This is a genomic window from Streptomyces sp. NPDC047841 (assembly GCF_040704085.1).
GTDB lineage: Bacteria > Actinomycetota > Actinomycetes > Streptomycetales > Streptomycetaceae > Streptomyces > Streptomyces argyrophylli.
Window position 1 is genome coordinate 24,299 of sequence record NZ_JBEYRP010000005.1, and the last position, 16,982, is coordinate 41,280.

Here is a 16,982-nt window from a genome sequence, read left to right on the forward strand (position 1 = left end):
GGTTTCCCCCGGCCGCCCCCGCTCCGGCCGTCCCCGCTCCGGCCTCAGCGCCCCTGGTACCTCGCCGCGCTGGAGCGGACCGTGCCGAGCCTGGCGTAGAGCCGCTTGCCGGGGCACTCCGTGGCGAACCCGTCGCGATGGCCGGAGATCACGTTCAGTCGTACGTTCTTCCCCTTGGGGTAGAGATTGCCACCGCCCGACGTGAGGTAGGTCCTTCCGCTCGGATCGACCCCGTAGAGCCCGAGCTTCCACGCGGTGAGCCGGGCGACGGCCGTCACCGCGGCGCTCGACGGCTCGGTCGCGCCGTAGGTGCCGATCACGGCGATCCCCATGCTGTCGCCGTTGAAACCGAGGGTGTGCGCGCCGAGCACCGCCTTGGCGACGCCCCCGGCCCGGCCCTCGTAGAGGGTTCCGCACTTGTCGACGAGGAAGTTGTAGCCGATGTCCCGCCAGCCCATGCTCTTGACGTGGTAGCGGTAGATACCGCGGATGACGGAGGGGGCCTGGGCGCAGGTGTACGCGTTGCCCGTGGCGGTGTGGTGGACGAAGGCCGCCTTGGTCTTCTTGGTGTAGACGAACCCGCGCTCGCGCAGCGACTCGTCCGCGCCCCAGCCCCGGCGCGTGACGATCCGCGGGCGTGGCCCGATGTACGGCTTCCCCCGCACCGGCCCCCGGAGGCGGGTCAGCTCCTGCTCGGTGGCCGGCCGGTCCAGTTCCGGGATCGCGGTGGCGCCGAACGCGGTGATGTCCGCGTTGGCGGCCGAGGCGGCCAGCGCGGCCTCCGTGTCGAGGGCGGTGCGGGGCGGGTCGTCGAAGCGCGGGTTCCGTGGCGGTCGCCCTCCGGCCGCCCCGCCCTCCCCCGCGGCCGGCGCGGCTCCCGGGTCCACCAGCTCCAGCCGCAGCCCCTGCGGCAGTGACGCACGCGGCCCGCCGGCCCGCTTCCCGGAGGGGAGACCGGTGCGGGCCCCGCCGCCCGGTCCCGCCGCCCGCACCCGTACCTCCACACCGTCGGAGTCCCCGACCCACAGCGGCGCCGTCGCCCCGCGCACCCGCCGGGACGAGCCCTGCGCCGTACCGGGGTCGGCCCGGTGGCCGGCGTTGTGCGTCTCGACGTCCTGCCAGCCGGACCACTGCCCCGTCACGGCGGACCGGGTGCGCACCCGCACCCGTCCTCGCAGCTCGGTGTCCGGGTCGTCCCAGACCACGCCGAGCAGCGAGAACCGTGCGCCGCCCGCCCGGCGCAGCCCCTGCTCCGGGGCCGCGCCGGAAACCCGCTCCCGGGCGAGCGGGACGAGCGGCAGCGACCGGGTGCTGCCCGGGACCGCGGCCCGGTCCCGGACGGTCGCAGTGGTCACGGGGGTCGCCGGGGCCGCGGTGGTGGCGGCGGCAACGGTCGCCGCGGTCGCGGGCGCGGCCGGGACGAGCACGAGGGCCGTGGCGAAGGTGAGGCCGAGCGAACGGACGGCGAGCGGGGAAGCGCCAGGACAGGAGGTGAGGAATCCACGCATGGGCATGATCTTGGACATAGCCGTACATATATGTCCATCTCTGAACTGACGGCCTGTCGGGAGGCGTTCCGCCGAACCGGTGGCCCCGCCACCCGCCGCGCGCACCCGCCCGCGCGTACCCTGTCCCGGGTGAACGCCACCGATCGCACCCCTGCCGACCTGCTGACTTCCGCGCTCGCCGCGGATCCCGGCCGCCCGCTGGTGACCTTCTACGACGACGCCACGGGCGAACGCGTCGAACTGTCCGTGGCCACCTTCGCCAATTGGGTGGCCAAGACCGCCAACCTCCTCCAGGGCGACCTCGCCGCCGGGCCCGGCGACCGGGTCGCGCTGCTGCTGCCCGCGCACTGGCAGACGGCGGTGTGGCTGCTGGCCTGTTCGTCGGTGGGTGCGGTCGCGGACGTCGCCGGGGACCCGGCGGCGGCCGACGTCGTCGTGAGCGGACCGGACTCGCTCGACGCGGCGCGCGCCTGCCCGGGTGAGCGAGTGGCGCTGGCGCTGCGGCCGTTGGGCGGACGCTTCCCGCAGACTCCGCCCGGGTTCATCGACTACGCCGTGGAAGTCCCGGGTCAGGGCGACCGGTTCGCCCCGTTCGCTCCGGTGGATCCGGAGGGGCCGGCGCTCGTCGTCGCCGGGCGGGAGTCCAGCGGGGCGGAGGTCGTCGAGCGGGCCGCTTCCGAAGCGGGGGCGCTCGGGCTCACGGGTCCCGGGTCCCGGTTGCTGTCGGGGCTGCCGTACGACACCTGGGAGGGGCTGGCCGCGGGGTTGTTCTCGCCGCTGGCCGTCGGGGGGTCGGTGGTGCTGTGCCGGAACCTGGACCGGCTGGACGAGGAGGCGCTCGCCAAGCGGGTGGAGAGCGAGAGGGTGACCGCCGTGCGGCGCTAGGGCGTCTCCCGTCCTGCGGGCGGACGACGTCACCCGGGCGGAGTAGCAAAGGGCGCCTCCGCCTCCCCGTCCCCGCCATCGTCGTAAGTGCAGGACGCGACGCTCGTACGCCATGAGGGGATGGCCCTACCGTGACCGACACCGCAGGCAAGCCCGTCGGTCCCGGTCCCGGGGCGGGGGCCTCCGCGACGGGGGAGGGGCTGGTGCGGCGCCGGCGGCGGTGGGGGCGGAACTCCGCGCTGGGGGCGGCCGCACTCCTCGTCGTGGCCGCCGGTGCCGGGTGGGCCGTCTACGCCAGGCTCAGCGCCAACATCACCGCCGACGAGGCCGCCGCGGCCGAACTGGCCCGGTACGAGCGGGAGCGGCCCACCGCGCTGGTGCGGGACGCCCAGAACATCCTGCTGATCGGGTCCGACACCCGGGCCGGCGACGGCAACGGCAAGTACGGCAAGGACGCCGGCACCGAGCGGTCGGACACGACGATCCTGCTGCACCTGGCCGCCGACCGGCACAGCGCCACCGCCGTCTCACTGCCCCGGGACCTGATGGTGGACATCCCCGCCTGCGGGCAGAAGGACGGCAGGCGCAGCGATCCGGTGTTCGCGATGTTCAACCACTCCTTCCAGGTGGGCGGTTCGGCGTGCACGATCCGGACCGTCGAGAAGCTGACCGGCATCCGGATCGACCACCACATGGTCCTGGACTTCAGCGGCTTCAAGGAGATGGTGGACGCCGTCGACGGCGTGACGGTGTGCCTGAAGGAGCCCGTGGACGACAAGGCCGCGAAGCTGAGGCTGCCCGCGGGGAAGGTCAGGCTGGACGGGGAGCAGGCGCTCGGGTTCGTGCGCGCCCGCGAGTCGCTGGGGAACGGCAGCGACACCGAGCGCATGGAGCGGCAGCAGCGGTTCCTCGGCGCGCTCGTCAACAAGGTGCGGGGCAGTGACGTCCTGCTGAACCCGGCGAAGCTGTATCCGGTGCTGGACGCGGCGACCTCCTCGCTGACCACCGATCCGGAACTGGCGAGTCTGCGCGGTTTGTACCAGTTGGTCCGCGGGCTGCGTGACATCCCCACCGAACGTGTCCAGTTCCTGACGGTGCCGAGGGAGTCGTACGTCTACGACGCCAACCGTGACCAGCTCGTGGAGCCGGAGGCCGAGAGGCTGTTCGCCCGGCTGCGAGCCGACCAGCCGGTGGTGGTGACACAGGAGGACGCACAGGAAACTCCTGGCCAGAACACGGGGCCGGGAGCGACGGACGGCCCTTCGCCCGCCCCGACGTTCCGCGGGAGGACAGCCGCCGAACAGACCTGTGAGTGAGCCGCGCACCGGGGTGGTGAACCGTCGTTCGGAAAATCCGTTCAGAAAATGAGGGGGATTGCCCGGTTGTAGGCATGTCGAATTTGTCACCAGCCTCGCTCGACGCTGAACTGGGCGGATAGTGTGAGCGATCCGGTGCACCTGGCCGCGAGGTCCGACGGGCTTTGTCGGGGCCGTGCACTGTTTCACCGAGACCCGAGCGCCTCGCAGGGGGAAGGCGCCGCGTGGCCCCGACGGAGGATTCGGACAACCGTGGACGCGCAAGGCCGTGGGCGGGCGGACAACATCGACCCCGCAGACCAGTGGGTGCTCAATCCGAACACCGGCGAATACGAACTGCGACTGAGCCCTTCCGCAGCGCAGTCACCGGTTCCCGGGCCGCGCAGACCGTCGCCCGGGGACGGCGATGACGCGACGGGCGGCCGTACGCGGCAGACGGGCGACCAGACCCCGCAGGCGCCCCGGACGCGCGGCACCGAGGTGCCCGCGCCGCGCTCGGCCCGGCGCCGGGGAGCCGAGCCGGAGGCACCGCAGGGCAGGCGCGCCTCCCGGCGGCCGGTGAAGAAGAAATCGACGGCGAAGAAGGTGCTGCTGTGGACCGGCGGGTCCATGGCCTTCGTGCTGGTCGCCGTGTCGGCCGCCGGCTACCTCTACATCAAGCACCTGAACGACAACATCACCTCCGTGTCCGACGACGGCGCCAGCACCGGCGGCTTCCGCAAGGACGAGGCGATCAACATCCTGCTGATCGGCACGGACAAGCGCACGGGCGCGGGCAACGAGGGCTACGGCGACTCGGGCAGCGTCGGGCACGCCGACACCACGATCCTGCTGCACGTCTCCAAAGACCGCTCCAACGCCACCGCCCTGAGCATCCCGCGCGACCTGATCGTGAACGTCCCGGACTGCCCGACCGAGCAGGAGGACGGCACCAAGAAGGTCATCCCGGGCTCGCAGGGCGTCCGCTTCAACACGAGCCTCGGCCAGGACGACCGTACGCCCAGCTGCACCATGCGCACGGTGACCGAGCTGACCGGGATCAAGCCGGACGACTTCATGGTCGCCGACTTCAACGCGGTCAAGACGCTGACCGAGGCGGTCGACGGTGTCGACGTCTGCCTGGCCAAGGACATCGACGACCCGAAGTCGCACCTGAAGCTGTCCAAGGGCACGCACAAGATCTCCGGCGAGCAGGCGCTGGCGTTCGTGCGCACCCGGCACTCCGTCGGCTTCGGCGGCGACCTCAGCCGGATCGGACTCCAGCAGCAGTTCCTGGGCGCGCTGATGCGCAAGCTGAAGGGCAACGACACGCTCACCAGCCCCACGAAGATGGTGAAGCTGGCGGAGGCGGGCACCAAGGCCCTCACCGTCGACGACAAGCTCAAGGACATCGGCAAGCTGAAGGACCTGGGTCTGGAGCTGGGCAAGCTCGACCCGAAGAACCTCGCCTTCACCACGGTGCCGGTCGTGGACAACCCGGCGGAGAAGGTCCACGCCACGGTCGTCCTCAACGACGCGAAGGCCCCGGCGGTCTTCGACGCCATCAGGAACGACGTCTCCTTCACCGACGTGAAGAAGAAGGAGAAGGCGACGAAGGACGCGCAGGCCGCCCGGCTCAAGGGCACCAAGGCGCCCGCCTCCGAGGTGCGGGTGCGCATCCTCAACGGCGGAGCCCAGGCCGGCAGCGCCCAGGCGGTGCTCAACTGGCTGCAGAACGACGAGGGCGTGACCAAGTCGGAGAACGCGGGCAACGCGCCTGCCCAGTTGGCCAAGACCACACTGGAGTACGCGCCCGACCAGGCGGCCCAGGCACGCCGGCTGGCCGCGATCATGGGCCTGTCCGGGGCCGCGCTGAAGCCGGGCGAGAGCGTGACCAACTCCCAGGGACTGCCGGCGATGACGCTGACCCTGGGCAAGGACTTCAAGGGAGCGGGGGTCTCCCTCACGGCGCCGACGAAGGCGCCGGACGTCGACAAGTCGACGGCAGACAAGGTGAAGTGCGCCGCGTAGGTAACCCTATGGGCCCGTCAAGCGTCTAACCGGACGCGGGACGGGCCCGTTGCTTGGCGCAAGGGTGGGGAGGGCAGGGAGCTTGGCGCAGAGCGAGGTGCGCGGGGAGGCTCCGGCGGTCGAGGAAACGACGTCGCTCGCGTCGAAGAACTCGGACGCGCGGGTGCGTTCCGGCCGGCACGGCGGCGGGCACGGCGGCGGACGGCGGGCGGGCGGACCGAAGACCGAGCGGCGGCGCAGACGGCGCGTGCTGCGCTGGTCGGCCACCGTGCTGGCGGTGGTGATACTCGGCACGGCCGGTGCCGGATACCTCTACTACCAGCATCTGAACGGCAACATCCAGAAGGGCAAGCGGGCCAACGGCGACGACTCCAAGGCGCACCGGACCCGCCCGAACGCGGCCGGCCAGACCCCGCTGAACATCCTGCTGATCGGCTCCGACAGCCGGGGCTCCAAGGAGAACCTGAAGCTCGGCGGCAGCAAGGACCACGCCGGCGACCCGCCGCTCGGTGACGTGCAGATGCTCATCCACCTCTCGGCGGACCGCAAGAGCGCCGCCATGGTGAGCATCCCGCGGGACACCCGGGTGGACATCCCCGAGTGCACGGACCCCAAGACCGACCGCGTCTATCCGGCGACGAACGACATCATCAACGTCAGCCTGGCCCGCGGTGGGGCCGGCTGCACCCTGCTCACCTGGGAGAACCTCACCGGGGTCTACATCGACCACTGGATGACGATCGACTTCGCCGGCGTGGTGCGGATGGCGGACGCCATCGGGGGCGTCGAGGTGTGCGTCAACCAGAACGTCTGGGACCACTCGACACCCCGTCAGCGCGGCGGCTCCGGCCTGAAGCTGAAGAAGGGCTCGCACAAGGTGAAGGGCGAGCAGGCACTCCAGTGGCTGCGCACCCGGCACGCCTGGGGCAGCGACCTGATGCGGGCCCGCGCCCAGCACATGTACCTGAACTCGATGGTCCGCACGCTGAAGCAGCAGAACGTGTTCACCGACACCGGCCGGCTGATGGACCTGGCCGACGCGGCCACCAAGTCCCTGAAGGTCTCGGAGGAGATCGGCACGGTCAAGAAGCTGTACGACCTGGGCATGGAGATGAAGTCGGTGCCGACCGACCGCGTCACCAGCCTGACGATGCCCAACATCCCCGACCCGCACGACCCGGACAACCACGTCGTACCGGACGACGACAAGGCCGCCAAGCTGTGGCGGATGCTCCAGGACGACGTGCCGCTCGACAAGAACGGCGGGGAGTCCGGGCCGAAGAAGGACACGGGCAAGGGCGAGCCGGCCAAGAAGCCCTCGCTCGACGCGAGCCGGCTCGGGGTGCTGGTGCAGAACGCCACCCGGACCGACACCGAGGCCCCGGTGCAGCAGCGGGCGTCGGCGATCGGCCAGGTGCTCGTGCAGAAGGGCTACACGCGGGCGCAGGCCGACACCTCGGGGAGCCTGGCCGAGGACAAGACGGTCGTGCGGTACCCGAGCGCGGACCTGGAGGGTGACGCGCAGGCGGTGGCCAAGGCGCTGGGCATCCCGATGAGCGCGGTCAAGAAGTCGACCGACGTGTCGGGGGTCACCGTCGTCGTCGGCGCGGACTGGCGCTCGGGCAGCACCTATCCCAAGCAGTCCGAACCGAAGGCCGGCGACCTGCCCGAGGGCACCGACGCCGTCAACGCCGCGGACAAGGGGGACTGCATGAACGTGTACGGCCCCTACCAGTGGTAGGACGCCCCGGCGCACGAAGGGGCCCCTCCCGCGCGGGAGGGGCCCCTTCGTGCGTGCGTCAGGCGGCGGCGTCCACGACCGCGGGCCGCCGGGAGGCGATGACCCTCTTCGCCAGGGACTTCGGGCTGGTCAGGAAGCCCCAGCCCCACGACATGTGCATGGTGGCGAGGGCCACCGGTATCTGGAGCCGGGCCTTCAGCGGCAGCCCCTTGCCGGCCGGGAGGGAGCCCGCGACGATCGCGGCCAGGTAGCCGCCGGGGATCACGAGGCCCCACGGGGTCAGCGCCGCGCCGACGACCAGGCCCGCGGCTATCGCGCACACCGCCGTCGGCGGCGCCAGGTAGCGCAGGTTGATGGAGCCGGAGTGGTAGCGGGCGACGACGTGCCGCCAGCGGCCGTAGTCCTTGTACTGCTTGGCCAGCGCCCGCACCGACGGCCGCGGCCGGTACGACACCCTCAGCTCGGGCGAGAACCAGATGAGCCCGCCCGCCTCACGGATGCGGAAGTTCAGCTCCCAGTCCTGGGCGCGGATGAACTCCTCGTTGTAGCCGCCCTGCTGCTCCAGCGCCTCGCGGCGGAAGACGCCGAGGTAGACCGTCTCGGCGGGGCCGGCCTGGCCGCCGGTGTGGAACGCCGCGTTGCCGACGCCGATCTTCGAGGTCATCGCGGCGGCCACCGCGTGCTCCCAGTCGGTCTCGCCCTCGGCGTGCATGATGCCGCCGACGTTCTGCGCGCCGGTCTCCTCCAGGAGCCGCACGGCGGTCGCGATGTAGTTCGGCGAGAGCATGCCGTGGCCGTCGACGCGGACCACGATCGGGTGCCGGGAGGCCTTGATCGCCGCGTTCAGCGCCGCGGGCGTGCGGCCGGTGGGGTTCGGGACGGTGTGCACGCGCGGGTCTTCGGCGACCAGCTCGGCGGCGATCTCGTCCGTGCGGTCCGTGGACGGACCGAGGGCGATCACGACCTCCAGCTCGCCGGCGTACTCCTGCGCGAGGATCGCTTGGACGGCCCCGCGCAGATGCCGTTCCTCGTTGAGGACGGGCATGATCACGGACACTGCGGGGAGCCGCACGTCGGGCTTGGCGTTCATAGGGGCCTCACGTTACCGCGAACGGGGGATACGGGTGCGCGCCGCCGGGCCTGCGGCGCGGGCTGGAGATCGTATCGGCCTACTGTGCTCACGGATTCCACGTACGGCCTCGTCCGGAGGTGTCCTCCTTGCCCAGCCCGCCCCGGTCCCCCTCCTCCACCGCCCGAAGCGTGGCAGGGGCTCCCAGCCCGCAGCGCCGCCCGCGGCCGCCCCGCCGGGTGCCGCGCCCGCCCGAGCGGCGGGTACGGCCGGTCCGGCCGCCGCGGCGGCCCCGCTGGGCCATGCGGGCGGCCACCACGCTGTCGGTCGTGGTGCTCGCCTCCGCCGGGATCGGGCACGCGGTGGTCGCCAGCCTGGACGCGGGCATCGCCCGGATCGACGCCTTCAAGGACATGAAGAACCGGCCGCTGGCCGGGCACGGCATGAACGTCCTGCTGGTCGGCACCGACGGCCGCGACAAGCTCAGCGAGCGGGACCGGCGGGCCTACCGGCTGGGCGGGGCCCCGTGCCACTGCACCGACACCATGATGATCGTGCACATCGCGGAGGACCGGGAGCGGGCCACCGTGGTGAGCCTGCCGCGCGACTCCTACGCCGAGGCGCCCGCGCACGTCGACCAGAACACCGGTCAGCGGCACGGCCCGCACCCGGTCAGGCTCAACGCGGCCTACGCCGAGGGCGGCCCCCAGCTGACCATCCGCACGGTCGAGAGCATGACCCATGTGAAGATCGACCACTATCTGGAGGTCGACTTCACCAGCTTCATGAAGACCGTGGACGTGCTCGGCGGGGTCAAGGTGTGCACGCCGACGCCGCTGAAGGACCGGTACACCGGGCTCGACCTCGCGCCCGGCACCTACACCCTCCGGGGCGGGCAGGCGCTGCAGTACGTACGGGCCCGGCACGTCGACGGGGCCAGCGACCTGGGCCGGATGAAGCGGCAGCAGCGGTTCCTGGCCGCCCTGCTGGACAGGGCGACCTCCTCCGGGGTGCTGCTGAACCCGATGCGGTTCCGGGACGTGACCCGGGCGGTGCTCGGCTCGGTCCGCGCCGACGCGGGCTTCGGCACCGACGAACTGCTCGACCTCGGCCGCGCGATGCGGAACTTCTCGCCGTCGTCGTCGGAGTTCACCACCGTCCCGATCGGCCGGATGGACTACCCGGTCAAGGGCATCGGCTCGACCCTGAAGTGGGACCCGGCGAAGGCGGAGCAGCTGTTCGGGGCACTGCGGGACGACAAGCCGCTTGCCAGGGAGCGGCCGCGCCGTGACCCGGCGCACGCCCCGGTGCCGGTGGAGGTGTCCCCGGACACGATCCGGGTGCAGGTGGCGAACGGCAGCGGCACGGTGGGGCTGGCCAAGCGGGTCGACGCGGAGCTCGCGGCGACCGGCTTCGCCACCACCCGCCGGCCGGTGACCGCGCCCGCCCGGGTGGCGCGCACGCTCGTCTTCTACGACCCCCGCTGGGACCGCTCCGCCCGTTCCCTGGCCGCGGCGCTGCCGGGCAGCGAGCTGCGGGCCGTGCCGGGCCAGGGACCGCTGCTGAAGGTGACGGCCGGGGCGGAGTTCACGAACGTGCGGAAGGTGCGGTTCGACGACCCGGCCCAGCCGGAGCAGAGTGTCGTGCGGGGCAACGAGGTGACGTGCTGAGGCGGTCTCCCCGGCCCTGGACCAGTCCTCGGACCGGTCTCCGGACCAGTTCGCGGATCAGTCCGCGGATCAGTCCTCGAAGCCCTCCGCGGCCCGCTTCTCGCGCAGCTCCCTGATCGCCCGGCGGCGGGCCAGGCGGTGGGTGCGGCGGATCTGGGCCTCCTGGTAGCGGCGGCGGTCGCGGTCGGTCTCCGGTACCACCGGCGGCACCCGGCGCGGCCTGCCGTCGGCGTCGACGGCCGTGAAGACCAGGTAGGCGGAGCCGACCTGGGTGGCCGGGTCCGACTCGTTCCAGCGCTCGGCGAGGACCCGGACGCCGATCTCCATCGAGGTCCGGCCGGTCCAGTTCACCTGCGCCTTGACGTGGACCAGGTCGCCGACGCGGACCGGCTCGAGGAACACCATCTCGTCCATGGAGGCGGTGACGGCGGGACCGCCGGAGTGCCGGCCGGCCACGGCGCCCGCCGCGTCGTCGACGAGCTTCATGATCACGCCACCGTGCACGGTCCCCAGCAGGTTGGTGTCGTTGTGGGTCATGATGTGGCTGAGGGTGGTGCGCGAGGCGGACGTGGGCTTGCCCGGGATGTCCGGTTCCATCGCCGGATCCGTGTCCGTGGCCTGGTCTGTCATGCCCCCTACCTTATGCCGAAGCCTCATTCGCGGACTTTGTGTCGGGTTCGCAACAGCGAGGCCCTGATTTCCCCACATCCCTTGTCGAGCACATGGCCGCGCCCTGCACACTGGGGCGCATGAATGACTGGCCCGAGGGATGGTCCGACGACAACCGCGGCCCGCGCTACGGACGCGGCAGTGCCGGCGCACAGCCGGAGGGGGCCCGCGTGATGCGTCAGGTGCGGCGCGGCCCGGCGGTACCGCCCGGACCGCGCTCGGCGTACGGCGATTCCGGCCCGGCGGCGCCGCCGTACGGGGCCGGTGTGCCGCGGCAGCCGTCGTACGTCGACGGCCAGGGGCACGAGGAGGGCGCCGGCTACGGCGAGTACGACAGCGGCTACAACACCGGCCAGGTCTACGGCGGCGCCGGCGGCCGGGGCCCGGGCGGCACGGCGGGGGCGCCCACCCGGGCGCCGCGCCCCGCGCCGAACTGGCGGCGCCGGATCAAGTGGACGGCGATCACCCTGGCGACCGTGCTGGTCGTCACCTCGATCGCGACCTACTTCTGGGCCGACTCCAAGCTGCGCCGCGAGGTCGACCTGTCGAAGGTCATCGACCGGCCGGACGGCGGCGACGGCACGAACTACCTGATCGTCGGCTCGGACAGCCGTGAGGGCATGTCCAAGGCGGACGAGAAGAAGCTGCACACCGGCGGCGCCGAGGGCAAGCGCACGGACTCGATGATGATCCTGCACGTCGGCGGCAACGGCGACACGCTGATCTCGCTGCCGCGCGACTCGGACGTGGTGGTCCCCTCGTACCAGGGCTCGACGTCCGGGAAGACCTACCCGGCGCAGGGGCGGCACACGAAGCTGAACGCCACCTACGCCGAGGACGGGCCGACGCTGCTGGTCCGCACGATCGAGGCCAACACCGGTCTGCGCATCGACCACTACGTCGAGATCGGCTTCCAGGGCTTCGCCGGCATCGTGGACGCGGTGGGCGGCGTCGACATCACCATCGACAAGGGCTTCAAGGACAAGTGGTCGGGCGCCGACTTCAAGGCCGGCAAGCAGACCCTGAACGGCCAGCAGGCGCTCGCCTTCGTCCGTACCCGGCACGCGTTCGCCGCGTCCGACCTCCAGCGCACCAAGAACCAGCAGAAGTTCCTGGCCGCCCTGGCCCACCAGGTGGCGACCCCGTCGACGATCCTCAACCCGTTCAAGTTCTACCCGACCATGGGCGCGGGCCTGAACTCCCTGATCGTCGACAAGGACATGTCGCTGTGGGACCTGGGCTCGATGTTCTGGGCGATGAAGGGCGTCAGCGGCGGTGACGGCACCTCGATGAACATGCCGATCTCCGGCTCCGTGGGCGGCAACCTCGTCTGGGACAAGGCGAAGGTGAAGACCCTGGTCGACGAGCTGAACAACGACGAGAAGGTCACCGTCTCCGGCAACTGACGCCGTGAGGCACCGGTCCGAGGGCACCCCGCGGGGTGCCCTCGGCCGTGCCGGGGTGGGCTCACATGCTGGCGCCCGCCATCGCCCGGCAGGTCTCCGCGCAGCGGCGACACGCCTCGGCGCAGCGCATCATCATCTGGTCGTCGGGCATGGACATGCACGCCTCGGCGCACATGTCACAGGCGCGCGCGCAGACGGCGCACATCTCGCCGGCCATGGGCGAGCGCCGCATCATCATGTCGGCGCACATGCGGGTCGTCTCGGAGCAGTCCATGAGCGCGCGCATGACCTGCATCTGCGCCTGGCCGCCCTGCTGCATGCAGGAGCTCATGGCCTCCTCGCAGATGTTGTGGCAGTTCATGCAGGCCTCGATGCAGTCCTGCATCTGCTGCGTGAGGGCGGGCATCGTTCCGGACCGGGACTGGGACTGGGTCATGGCTCCTCCACGGAGGCAGGTGGGACCCGGGGCGGGCCCCGTGTGCTTCCGTCCTACGCCGGGGAGCGGTGTCCCGCATGTCGGATTACGGCAGGTTGCGGGCCATGACGATGCGCTGGACCTGGTTCGTGCCCTCGTAGATCTGGGTGATCTTGGCGTCCCGCATCATGCGCTCCACCGGGTAGTCACGGGTGTAGCCGTAGCCGCCGAGGAGCTGGACGGCGTCGGTGGTGACCTCCATGGCGACGTCGGAGGCGAAGCACTTGGCGGCGGCACCCAGGTAGGTGAGGTCGGCGTCCCCGCGCTCGGAGGCGGCGGCGGCCTGGTAGGTCAGGGCGCGGGCCGCCGAGATCTTCATCGACATGTCGGCGAGCATGAACTGGATGCCCTGGAAGTCGGCGATCGGCTTGCCGAACTGCTTGCGCTCCTGGACGTAGCCCTTGGCGTAGTCGAAGGCGCCCTGCGCGACACCGAGGGCCTGGGCGGCGATGGTGATGCGGGTGTGGTCCAGGGTCTTCATGGCCGTCAGGAAGCCGGTGCCCTCCTCGCCGATCATGCGGTCGGCGGGGATGCGGACGTTGTCGAAGTAGACCTCGCGGGTCGGGGAGCCCTTGATGCCGAGCTTCTTCTCCGGGGCGCCGAAGGAGACGCCCTCGTCCGACTTCTCCACGACGAACGCGGAGATGCCCTTCGAGCGCTTCGAGGGGTCCGTCACGGCCATCACCGTGTAGTACTCGGAGACGCCCGCGTTGGTGATCCAGCGCTTCACGCCGTTGAGGACCCAGTGGTCGCCGTCGCGGACCGCCTTGGTCTTCATGCCGGCCGCGTCCGAGCCGGCCTCCGGCTCGGAGAGGCAGTACGAGAACATGGCATCGCCCTTGGCGAGCGGCGTCAGGTACCTCTTCTTCAGCTCCTCGCCGCCGGAGAGGATCACCGGGAGCGAGCCCAGCTTGTTCACGGCGGGGATGAGGGAGGAGGAGACGCAGGCGCGGGCCACCTCCTCGATCACGATGACCGTGGCGAGCGCGTCGGCGCCGGCGCCGCCGTACTCCTCGGGGACGTGCACGGCGTGCAGGTCGTTGGCTACCAGGGCGTCGAGGGCCTCCTGCGGGAAGCGGGCCTCCTCGTCCACCGCGGCGGCGTACGGCGCGATCTTCGCCTCGACCAGGGAGCGGACGACGTCCCGGAGCATGTCGTGCTCCTCGGACGGGCGGTACAGGTCGAAGTCAGCCGATCCGGCCACGGTCTCTCACGCTCCAAAGACGCAGTGATACTGACGCTAATTACCGTTAAGTAACCGAATTTTAGAGCCCCCGCGTGCACCCGCCTACGTGAGCTTGGTGACAGCGGGGAAATTGCCCGCGGGGCGGCCCGACTATGCTCAGGCACCGCATGACCGAGCAGGACGACGGACCGGAGCTGGAGCGCACCCCATGAGCCTGAAGATCACCGTGATCGGCACCGGTTACCTCGGCGCCACGCACGCCGCGGCCATGGCCGAACTGGGCTTCGAGGTGCTGGGCCTGGACGTCGTACCGGAGAAGATCGCCATGCTGGAGCGCGGCGAGACCCCGATGTACGAGCCGGGGCTGGAAGAACTGCTGCGCCGGCACGTGGCCGGGATCGAGGGGTCCACCGGGCGGCTGCGGTTCACCACGGACTGGGCCGAGGTCGGCGCCTTCGGCGATGTGCACTTCGTGTGCGTGAACACCCCGCAGAAGCACGGCGAGTACGCCTGCGACATGAGCTACGTCGACTCCGCCGTGGCCTCCCTCGCCCCGCACCTGCGCGGCCCCGCCCTGGTCGTCGGCAAGTCGACCGTGCCGGTGGGCTCCGCCGACCGGCTGGCCGCCTACCTGGCCGAGCACGCCCCGGCGGGCGGCGACGCCGAGCTGGCCTGGAACCCGGAGTTCCTGCGCGAGGGCTTCGCCGTCCAGGACACCCTGCACCCGGACCGGATCGTCGTCGGGGTGCGCAGCGAGCGCGCGGAGAAGCTGCTGCGCGAGGTGTACGCCGGCCCGGTCGGCGAGGGCACCCCGTTCGTGGTCACCGACTTCCCGACCGCCGAACTGGTGAAGACGGCCGCGAACTCCTTCCTCGCGACCAAGATCTCGTTCATCAACGCGATGGCGGAGGTGTGCGAGGCCGCCGGCGGTGACGTGGCGAAGCTCGCGGAGGCCATCGGCCACGACGACCGGATCGGCCGCAAGTTCCTGCGCGCCGGCATCGGCTTCGGCGGCGGCTGCCTGCCCAAGGACATCCGGGCGTTCATGGCACGGGCGGGTGAGCTGGGCGCCGACCAGGCGCTGACGTTCCTGCGCGAGATCGACTCCATCAACATGCGCCGGCGCGGCCAGATGGTGGAGATGACCCGGGAGGCGCTGGGCGGCGGCTCCTTCCTCGGCAAGCGGGTCGCGGTGCTCGGCGCCACCTTCAAGCCGGACTCGGACGACGTCCGCGACTCGCCCGCGCTGAACGTGGCCGGCCAGATCCACCTCCAGGGCGGCCAGGTGACCGTGTACGACCCGAAGGGCATGGCGAACGCCCGCAAGGTCTTCCCGACCCTGGGCTACGCCGGTTCCGCGCTGGAGGCCGCCCGGGGCGCCGACGTCGTCCTGCACCTGACCGAATGGCAAGAGTTCCGCGAGCTGGACCCGGTGGCGCTCGGCGAGGCGGCGGCGGCCCGGGTGATCCTCGACGGGCGCAACACCCTCGACCCCGAGCTGTGGCGCCGGGCCGGCTGGACGTACCGCGCGATGGGCCGCCCCAAGGCGTAGGCGCCCTCCGGGCCCAGGGCCCGCGCCGGGACCCGGGTGGCGACGCCGGTTCGGCCGAGGCTCAGTCGGCCGAACCGGCGTCTGTCCGCATTGTGCACCAAACCGTCGCCGCTCACGCGCCCTTCGCCCGGTACCGGCGCATCTTCGCGCGCGCCCCGCACACCCGCATCGAGCACCAGCGCCCGCGTCCGGCGGGGCTGCGGTCGTAGAACGCCCAGTGGCAGGTGTCGGCCTCGCACGCCTTGAGCCGGGTCCAGGTGCCCGCGACGAGCGCCTCGGCGACGGCGGCGGCGACCCGGGACAGCAGCGGCTCGGCGTCGGCCGGGGCGAGGCGGGCCGAGCCGTCGTGGTCGTCGACGGCGACGTACAGCGGGGCCCCGGCCAGCAGGGTGCCCAGCGGGGTCACCGGGCGGTGCGGCGGGTGCCCGGCGTGCGCGAGCAGCGCGGCCCGCAGCGACTCGCGCAGCTCCCGGGCCCCGTCCAGTCCGTCCTGCGTGATGCCGAGGCGGGCGCGGCCCTCCGGCGTGTCCAGCCCGTCCGTGCCCGCCTCGATGTCCAGGGTGTTCACCAGGGACTCGACCAGGGCCAGGCCGCCGGGGGCCGCCGATCTCTCGCTCATGCTTGTGACGTTACCCCCTATGGGGGAGCATGCAGTAACCGTTACTGGTTACCCGTCCTTACAGGTAACTCCACGAGGAGGTAGTCATGGCTCTCGCCAAGCTCGACATCGTCGTCCTGGACTGTCCCGACCCGCACGCGCTGGCCGGTTTCTACGCCGGTGTGCTGGGCGGCACGGCGGAGGAGGACCCCGAGGACAGCGCGTGGGTGGACCTGAAGGTGCCCGGCGGGACGGCACTGGCCTTCCAGCGGGCGCCGGGGTTCGTGCCGCCGGAGTGGCCCGCGGCGGACCGGTCGCAGCAGTTCCACCTGGACCTGGCGGTGGAGGACCTGGACGCGGCCGAGAAGGGCGTGCTGGAGCTGGGCGCCAGGCCGCTGGACACGCAGGACCGCGAGCGGACCTTCCGTGTCTACGCCGACCCGGCAGGGCACCCGTTCTGTCTCTGCGCCTGCTGACCCGTCCCGGAGGAGGATTCCATGGCGTCCGTGGCCCGTTTCCGCAACGTCGTTCTCGACTGCCCCGATCCGCACGCGCTGGCCGCCTTTTACGCGGCGGTCGCCGGGGGGACCCCACGCCCCGAGGACGACGACTGGGTCGTGCTCCAGGTGCCGGACGGGCCGCGGATCGCCTTCCAGCGGGCCGAGGGGCACACCCCGCCGGAGTGGCCGCGCGCGGACCGCAACGGCCAGCAGCTCCACCTCGACTTCGACGCGGGCCCGACCTGGGCGGACCTCGACACGGCGCACGAGCGGGTGCTGGCGCTCGGCGCCCGCCCGCTGGACCTGGAGGACCGCGAGACGAAGGACTACCAGGTGTACGCCGACCCGGCCGGGCATCCGTTCTGCCTGTGCCGGATCGACGAACGGTCGTGACGTC

General features: G+C 71.8%; 15 protein-coding genes. 9 read left to right on the forward strand and 6 right to left on the reverse strand.

Annotated features, from left to right (window positions below; translation table 11 throughout):
- Positions 1-44: 44 nt before the first annotated feature.
- Entirely contained in the window at positions 45-1,526 is a 1,482-nt protein-coding gene (locus AB0947_RS08870) for a peptidoglycan recognition protein (protein ID WP_366749602.1), read from the reverse strand.
- A 111-nt stretch (positions 1,527-1,637) separates the two neighbouring features.
- Here AB0947_RS08870 and AB0947_RS08875 point away from each other — a divergent pair, with 111 nt between their 5' ends.
- The 4 genes from AB0947_RS08875 to AB0947_RS08890 all read left to right on the forward strand — a co-directional run bounded on the left by AB0947_RS08875 (position 1,638) and on the right by AB0947_RS08890 (position 7,460).
- On the forward strand, positions 1,638-2,393 hold the full coding sequence (locus tag AB0947_RS08875; RefSeq protein WP_366749603.1) for a TIGR03089 family protein: 756 nt from the start codon (positions 1,638-1,640) through the stop codon (positions 2,391-2,393).
- A gap of 131 nt (positions 2,394-2,524) precedes the next feature.
- Positions 2,525-3,709: an LCP family protein gene (locus tag AB0947_RS08880; protein ID WP_366749605.1), complete on the forward strand. Its 1,185-nt coding sequence runs from the start codon at positions 2,525-2,527 to the stop codon at positions 3,707-3,709.
- Between the two features lie 252 nt (positions 3,710-3,961).
- Entirely contained in the window at positions 3,962-5,719 is a 1,758-nt protein-coding gene (locus tag AB0947_RS08885) for an LCP family protein (protein ID WP_366749606.1), read from the forward strand.
- 82 nt (positions 5,720-5,801) lie between these two features.
- Positions 5,802-7,460 (forward strand): LCP family protein, encoded by a 1,659-nt coding sequence (locus AB0947_RS08890; RefSeq protein ID WP_366749607.1) that lies wholly within the window; start codon positions 5,802-5,804, stop codon positions 7,458-7,460.
- Positions 7,461-7,518: 58 nt separating this feature from the next.
- Here the strand turns inward: AB0947_RS08890 and AB0947_RS08895 are convergent, their stop codons facing one another.
- Positions 7,519-8,550 carry a glycosyltransferase family 2 protein gene (locus AB0947_RS08895; RefSeq protein ID WP_366749608.1) on the reverse strand — a complete coding sequence of 344 codons (1,032 nt, stop codon included), beginning with the start codon at positions 8,548-8,550 and terminating at the stop codon, positions 7,519-7,521.
- 281 nt (positions 8,551-8,831) lie between these two features.
- On the opposite strand from AB0947_RS08895, the gene AB0947_RS08900 reads away from it, so the two are divergent.
- Entirely contained in the window at positions 8,832-10,199 is a 1,368-nt protein-coding gene (locus AB0947_RS08900) for an LCP family protein (RefSeq protein WP_366749937.1), read from the forward strand.
- A gap of 69 nt (positions 10,200-10,268) precedes the next feature.
- On the opposite strand, the gene AB0947_RS08905 is transcribed toward AB0947_RS08900, so the two are convergent.
- Complete coding sequence (locus AB0947_RS08905; RefSeq protein WP_366749609.1) at positions 10,269-10,829, reverse strand: acyl-CoA thioesterase; 561 nt, start codon at positions 10,827-10,829, stop codon at positions 10,269-10,271.
- A gap of 119 nt (positions 10,830-10,948) precedes the next feature.
- Between AB0947_RS08905 and AB0947_RS08910 the strand changes: the two genes are divergently transcribed.
- Complete coding sequence (locus AB0947_RS08910) at positions 10,949-12,274, forward strand: LCP family protein (RefSeq protein ID WP_366749610.1); 1,326 nt, start codon at positions 10,949-10,951, stop codon at positions 12,272-12,274.
- A gap of 61 nt (positions 12,275-12,335) precedes the next feature.
- Here the strand turns inward: AB0947_RS08910 and AB0947_RS08915 are convergent, their stop codons facing one another.
- The gene (locus tag AB0947_RS08915; RefSeq protein WP_366749611.1) at positions 12,336-12,710 is read right to left on the reverse strand and encodes a four-helix bundle copper-binding protein; all 375 of its coding nucleotides are present in this window, start codon (positions 12,708-12,710) and stop codon (positions 12,336-12,338) included.
- A gap of 85 nt (positions 12,711-12,795) precedes the next feature.
- Entirely contained in the window at positions 12,796-13,953 is a 1,158-nt protein-coding gene (locus AB0947_RS08920; protein WP_366749612.1) for an acyl-CoA dehydrogenase, read from the reverse strand.
- Between the two features lie 190 nt (positions 13,954-14,143).
- On the opposite strand from AB0947_RS08920, the gene AB0947_RS08925 reads away from it, so the two are divergent.
- Positions 14,144-15,487, forward strand: coding sequence for a UDP-glucose/GDP-mannose dehydrogenase family protein (locus AB0947_RS08925; protein ID WP_366749613.1), 1,344 nt, complete (start codon positions 14,144-14,146; stop codon positions 15,485-15,487).
- 112 nt (positions 15,488-15,599) lie between these two features.
- Here AB0947_RS08925 and AB0947_RS08930 read toward each other — a convergent pair whose 3' ends face one another.
- On the reverse strand, positions 15,600-16,106 hold the full coding sequence (locus tag AB0947_RS08930; protein ID WP_366749614.1) for a CGNR zinc finger domain-containing protein: 507 nt from the start codon (positions 16,104-16,106) through the stop codon (positions 15,600-15,602).
- Positions 16,107-16,192: 86 nt separating this feature from the next.
- Here AB0947_RS08930 and AB0947_RS08935 point away from each other — a divergent pair, with 86 nt between their 5' ends.
- Together AB0947_RS08935 and AB0947_RS08940 are read left to right on the forward strand one after the other, a co-directional pair.
- Entirely contained in the window at positions 16,193-16,561 is a 369-nt protein-coding gene (locus AB0947_RS08935; protein WP_366749615.1) for a VOC family protein, read from the forward strand.
- Between the two features lie 21 nt (positions 16,562-16,582).
- Positions 16,583-16,978: a VOC family protein gene (locus tag AB0947_RS08940; protein ID WP_366749616.1), complete on the forward strand. Its 396-nt coding sequence runs from the start codon at positions 16,583-16,585 to the stop codon at positions 16,976-16,978.
- Positions 16,979-16,982: the final 4 nt, after the last annotated feature.

What these genes read in the sequence shown, in the direction of transcription:
- AB0947_RS08900 (WP_366749937.1), top strand. Translation starts at nt 8,832, where the DNA reads ATGCGGGCGGCCACCACGCTGTCGGTCGTGGTGCTCGCCTCCGCCGGG.
- AB0947_RS08895 (WP_366749608.1), bottom strand. Translation starts at nt 8,550, where the DNA reads ATGAACGCCAAGCCCGACGTGCGGCTCCCCGCAGTGTCCGTGATCATG.
- AB0947_RS08915 (WP_366749611.1), bottom strand. Translation starts at nt 12,710, where the DNA reads ATGACCCAGTCCCAGTCCCGGTCCGGAACGATGCCCGCCCTCACGCAG.
- AB0947_RS08930 (WP_366749614.1), bottom strand. Translation starts at nt 16,106, where the DNA reads ATGAGCGAGAGATCGGCGGCCCCCGGCGGCCTGGCCCTGGTCGAGTCC.
- AB0947_RS08940 (WP_366749616.1), top strand. Translation starts at nt 16,583, where the DNA reads ATGGCGTCCGTGGCCCGTTTCCGCAACGTCGTTCTCGACTGCCCCGAT.
- AB0947_RS08905 (WP_366749609.1), bottom strand. Translation starts at nt 10,829, where the DNA reads ATGACAGACCAGGCCACGGACACGGATCCGGCGATGGAACCGGACATC.
- AB0947_RS08935 (WP_366749615.1), top strand. Translation starts at nt 16,193, where the DNA reads ATGGCTCTCGCCAAGCTCGACATCGTCGTCCTGGACTGTCCCGACCCG.
- AB0947_RS08925 (WP_366749613.1), top strand. Translation starts at nt 14,144, where the DNA reads ATGAGCCTGAAGATCACCGTGATCGGCACCGGTTACCTCGGCGCCACG.
- AB0947_RS08870 (WP_366749602.1), bottom strand. Translation starts at nt 1,526, where the DNA reads ATGTCCAAGATCATGCCCATGCGTGGATTCCTCACCTCCTGTCCTGGC.
- AB0947_RS08910 (WP_366749610.1), top strand. Translation starts at nt 10,949, where the DNA reads ATGAATGACTGGCCCGAGGGATGGTCCGACGACAACCGCGGCCCGCGC.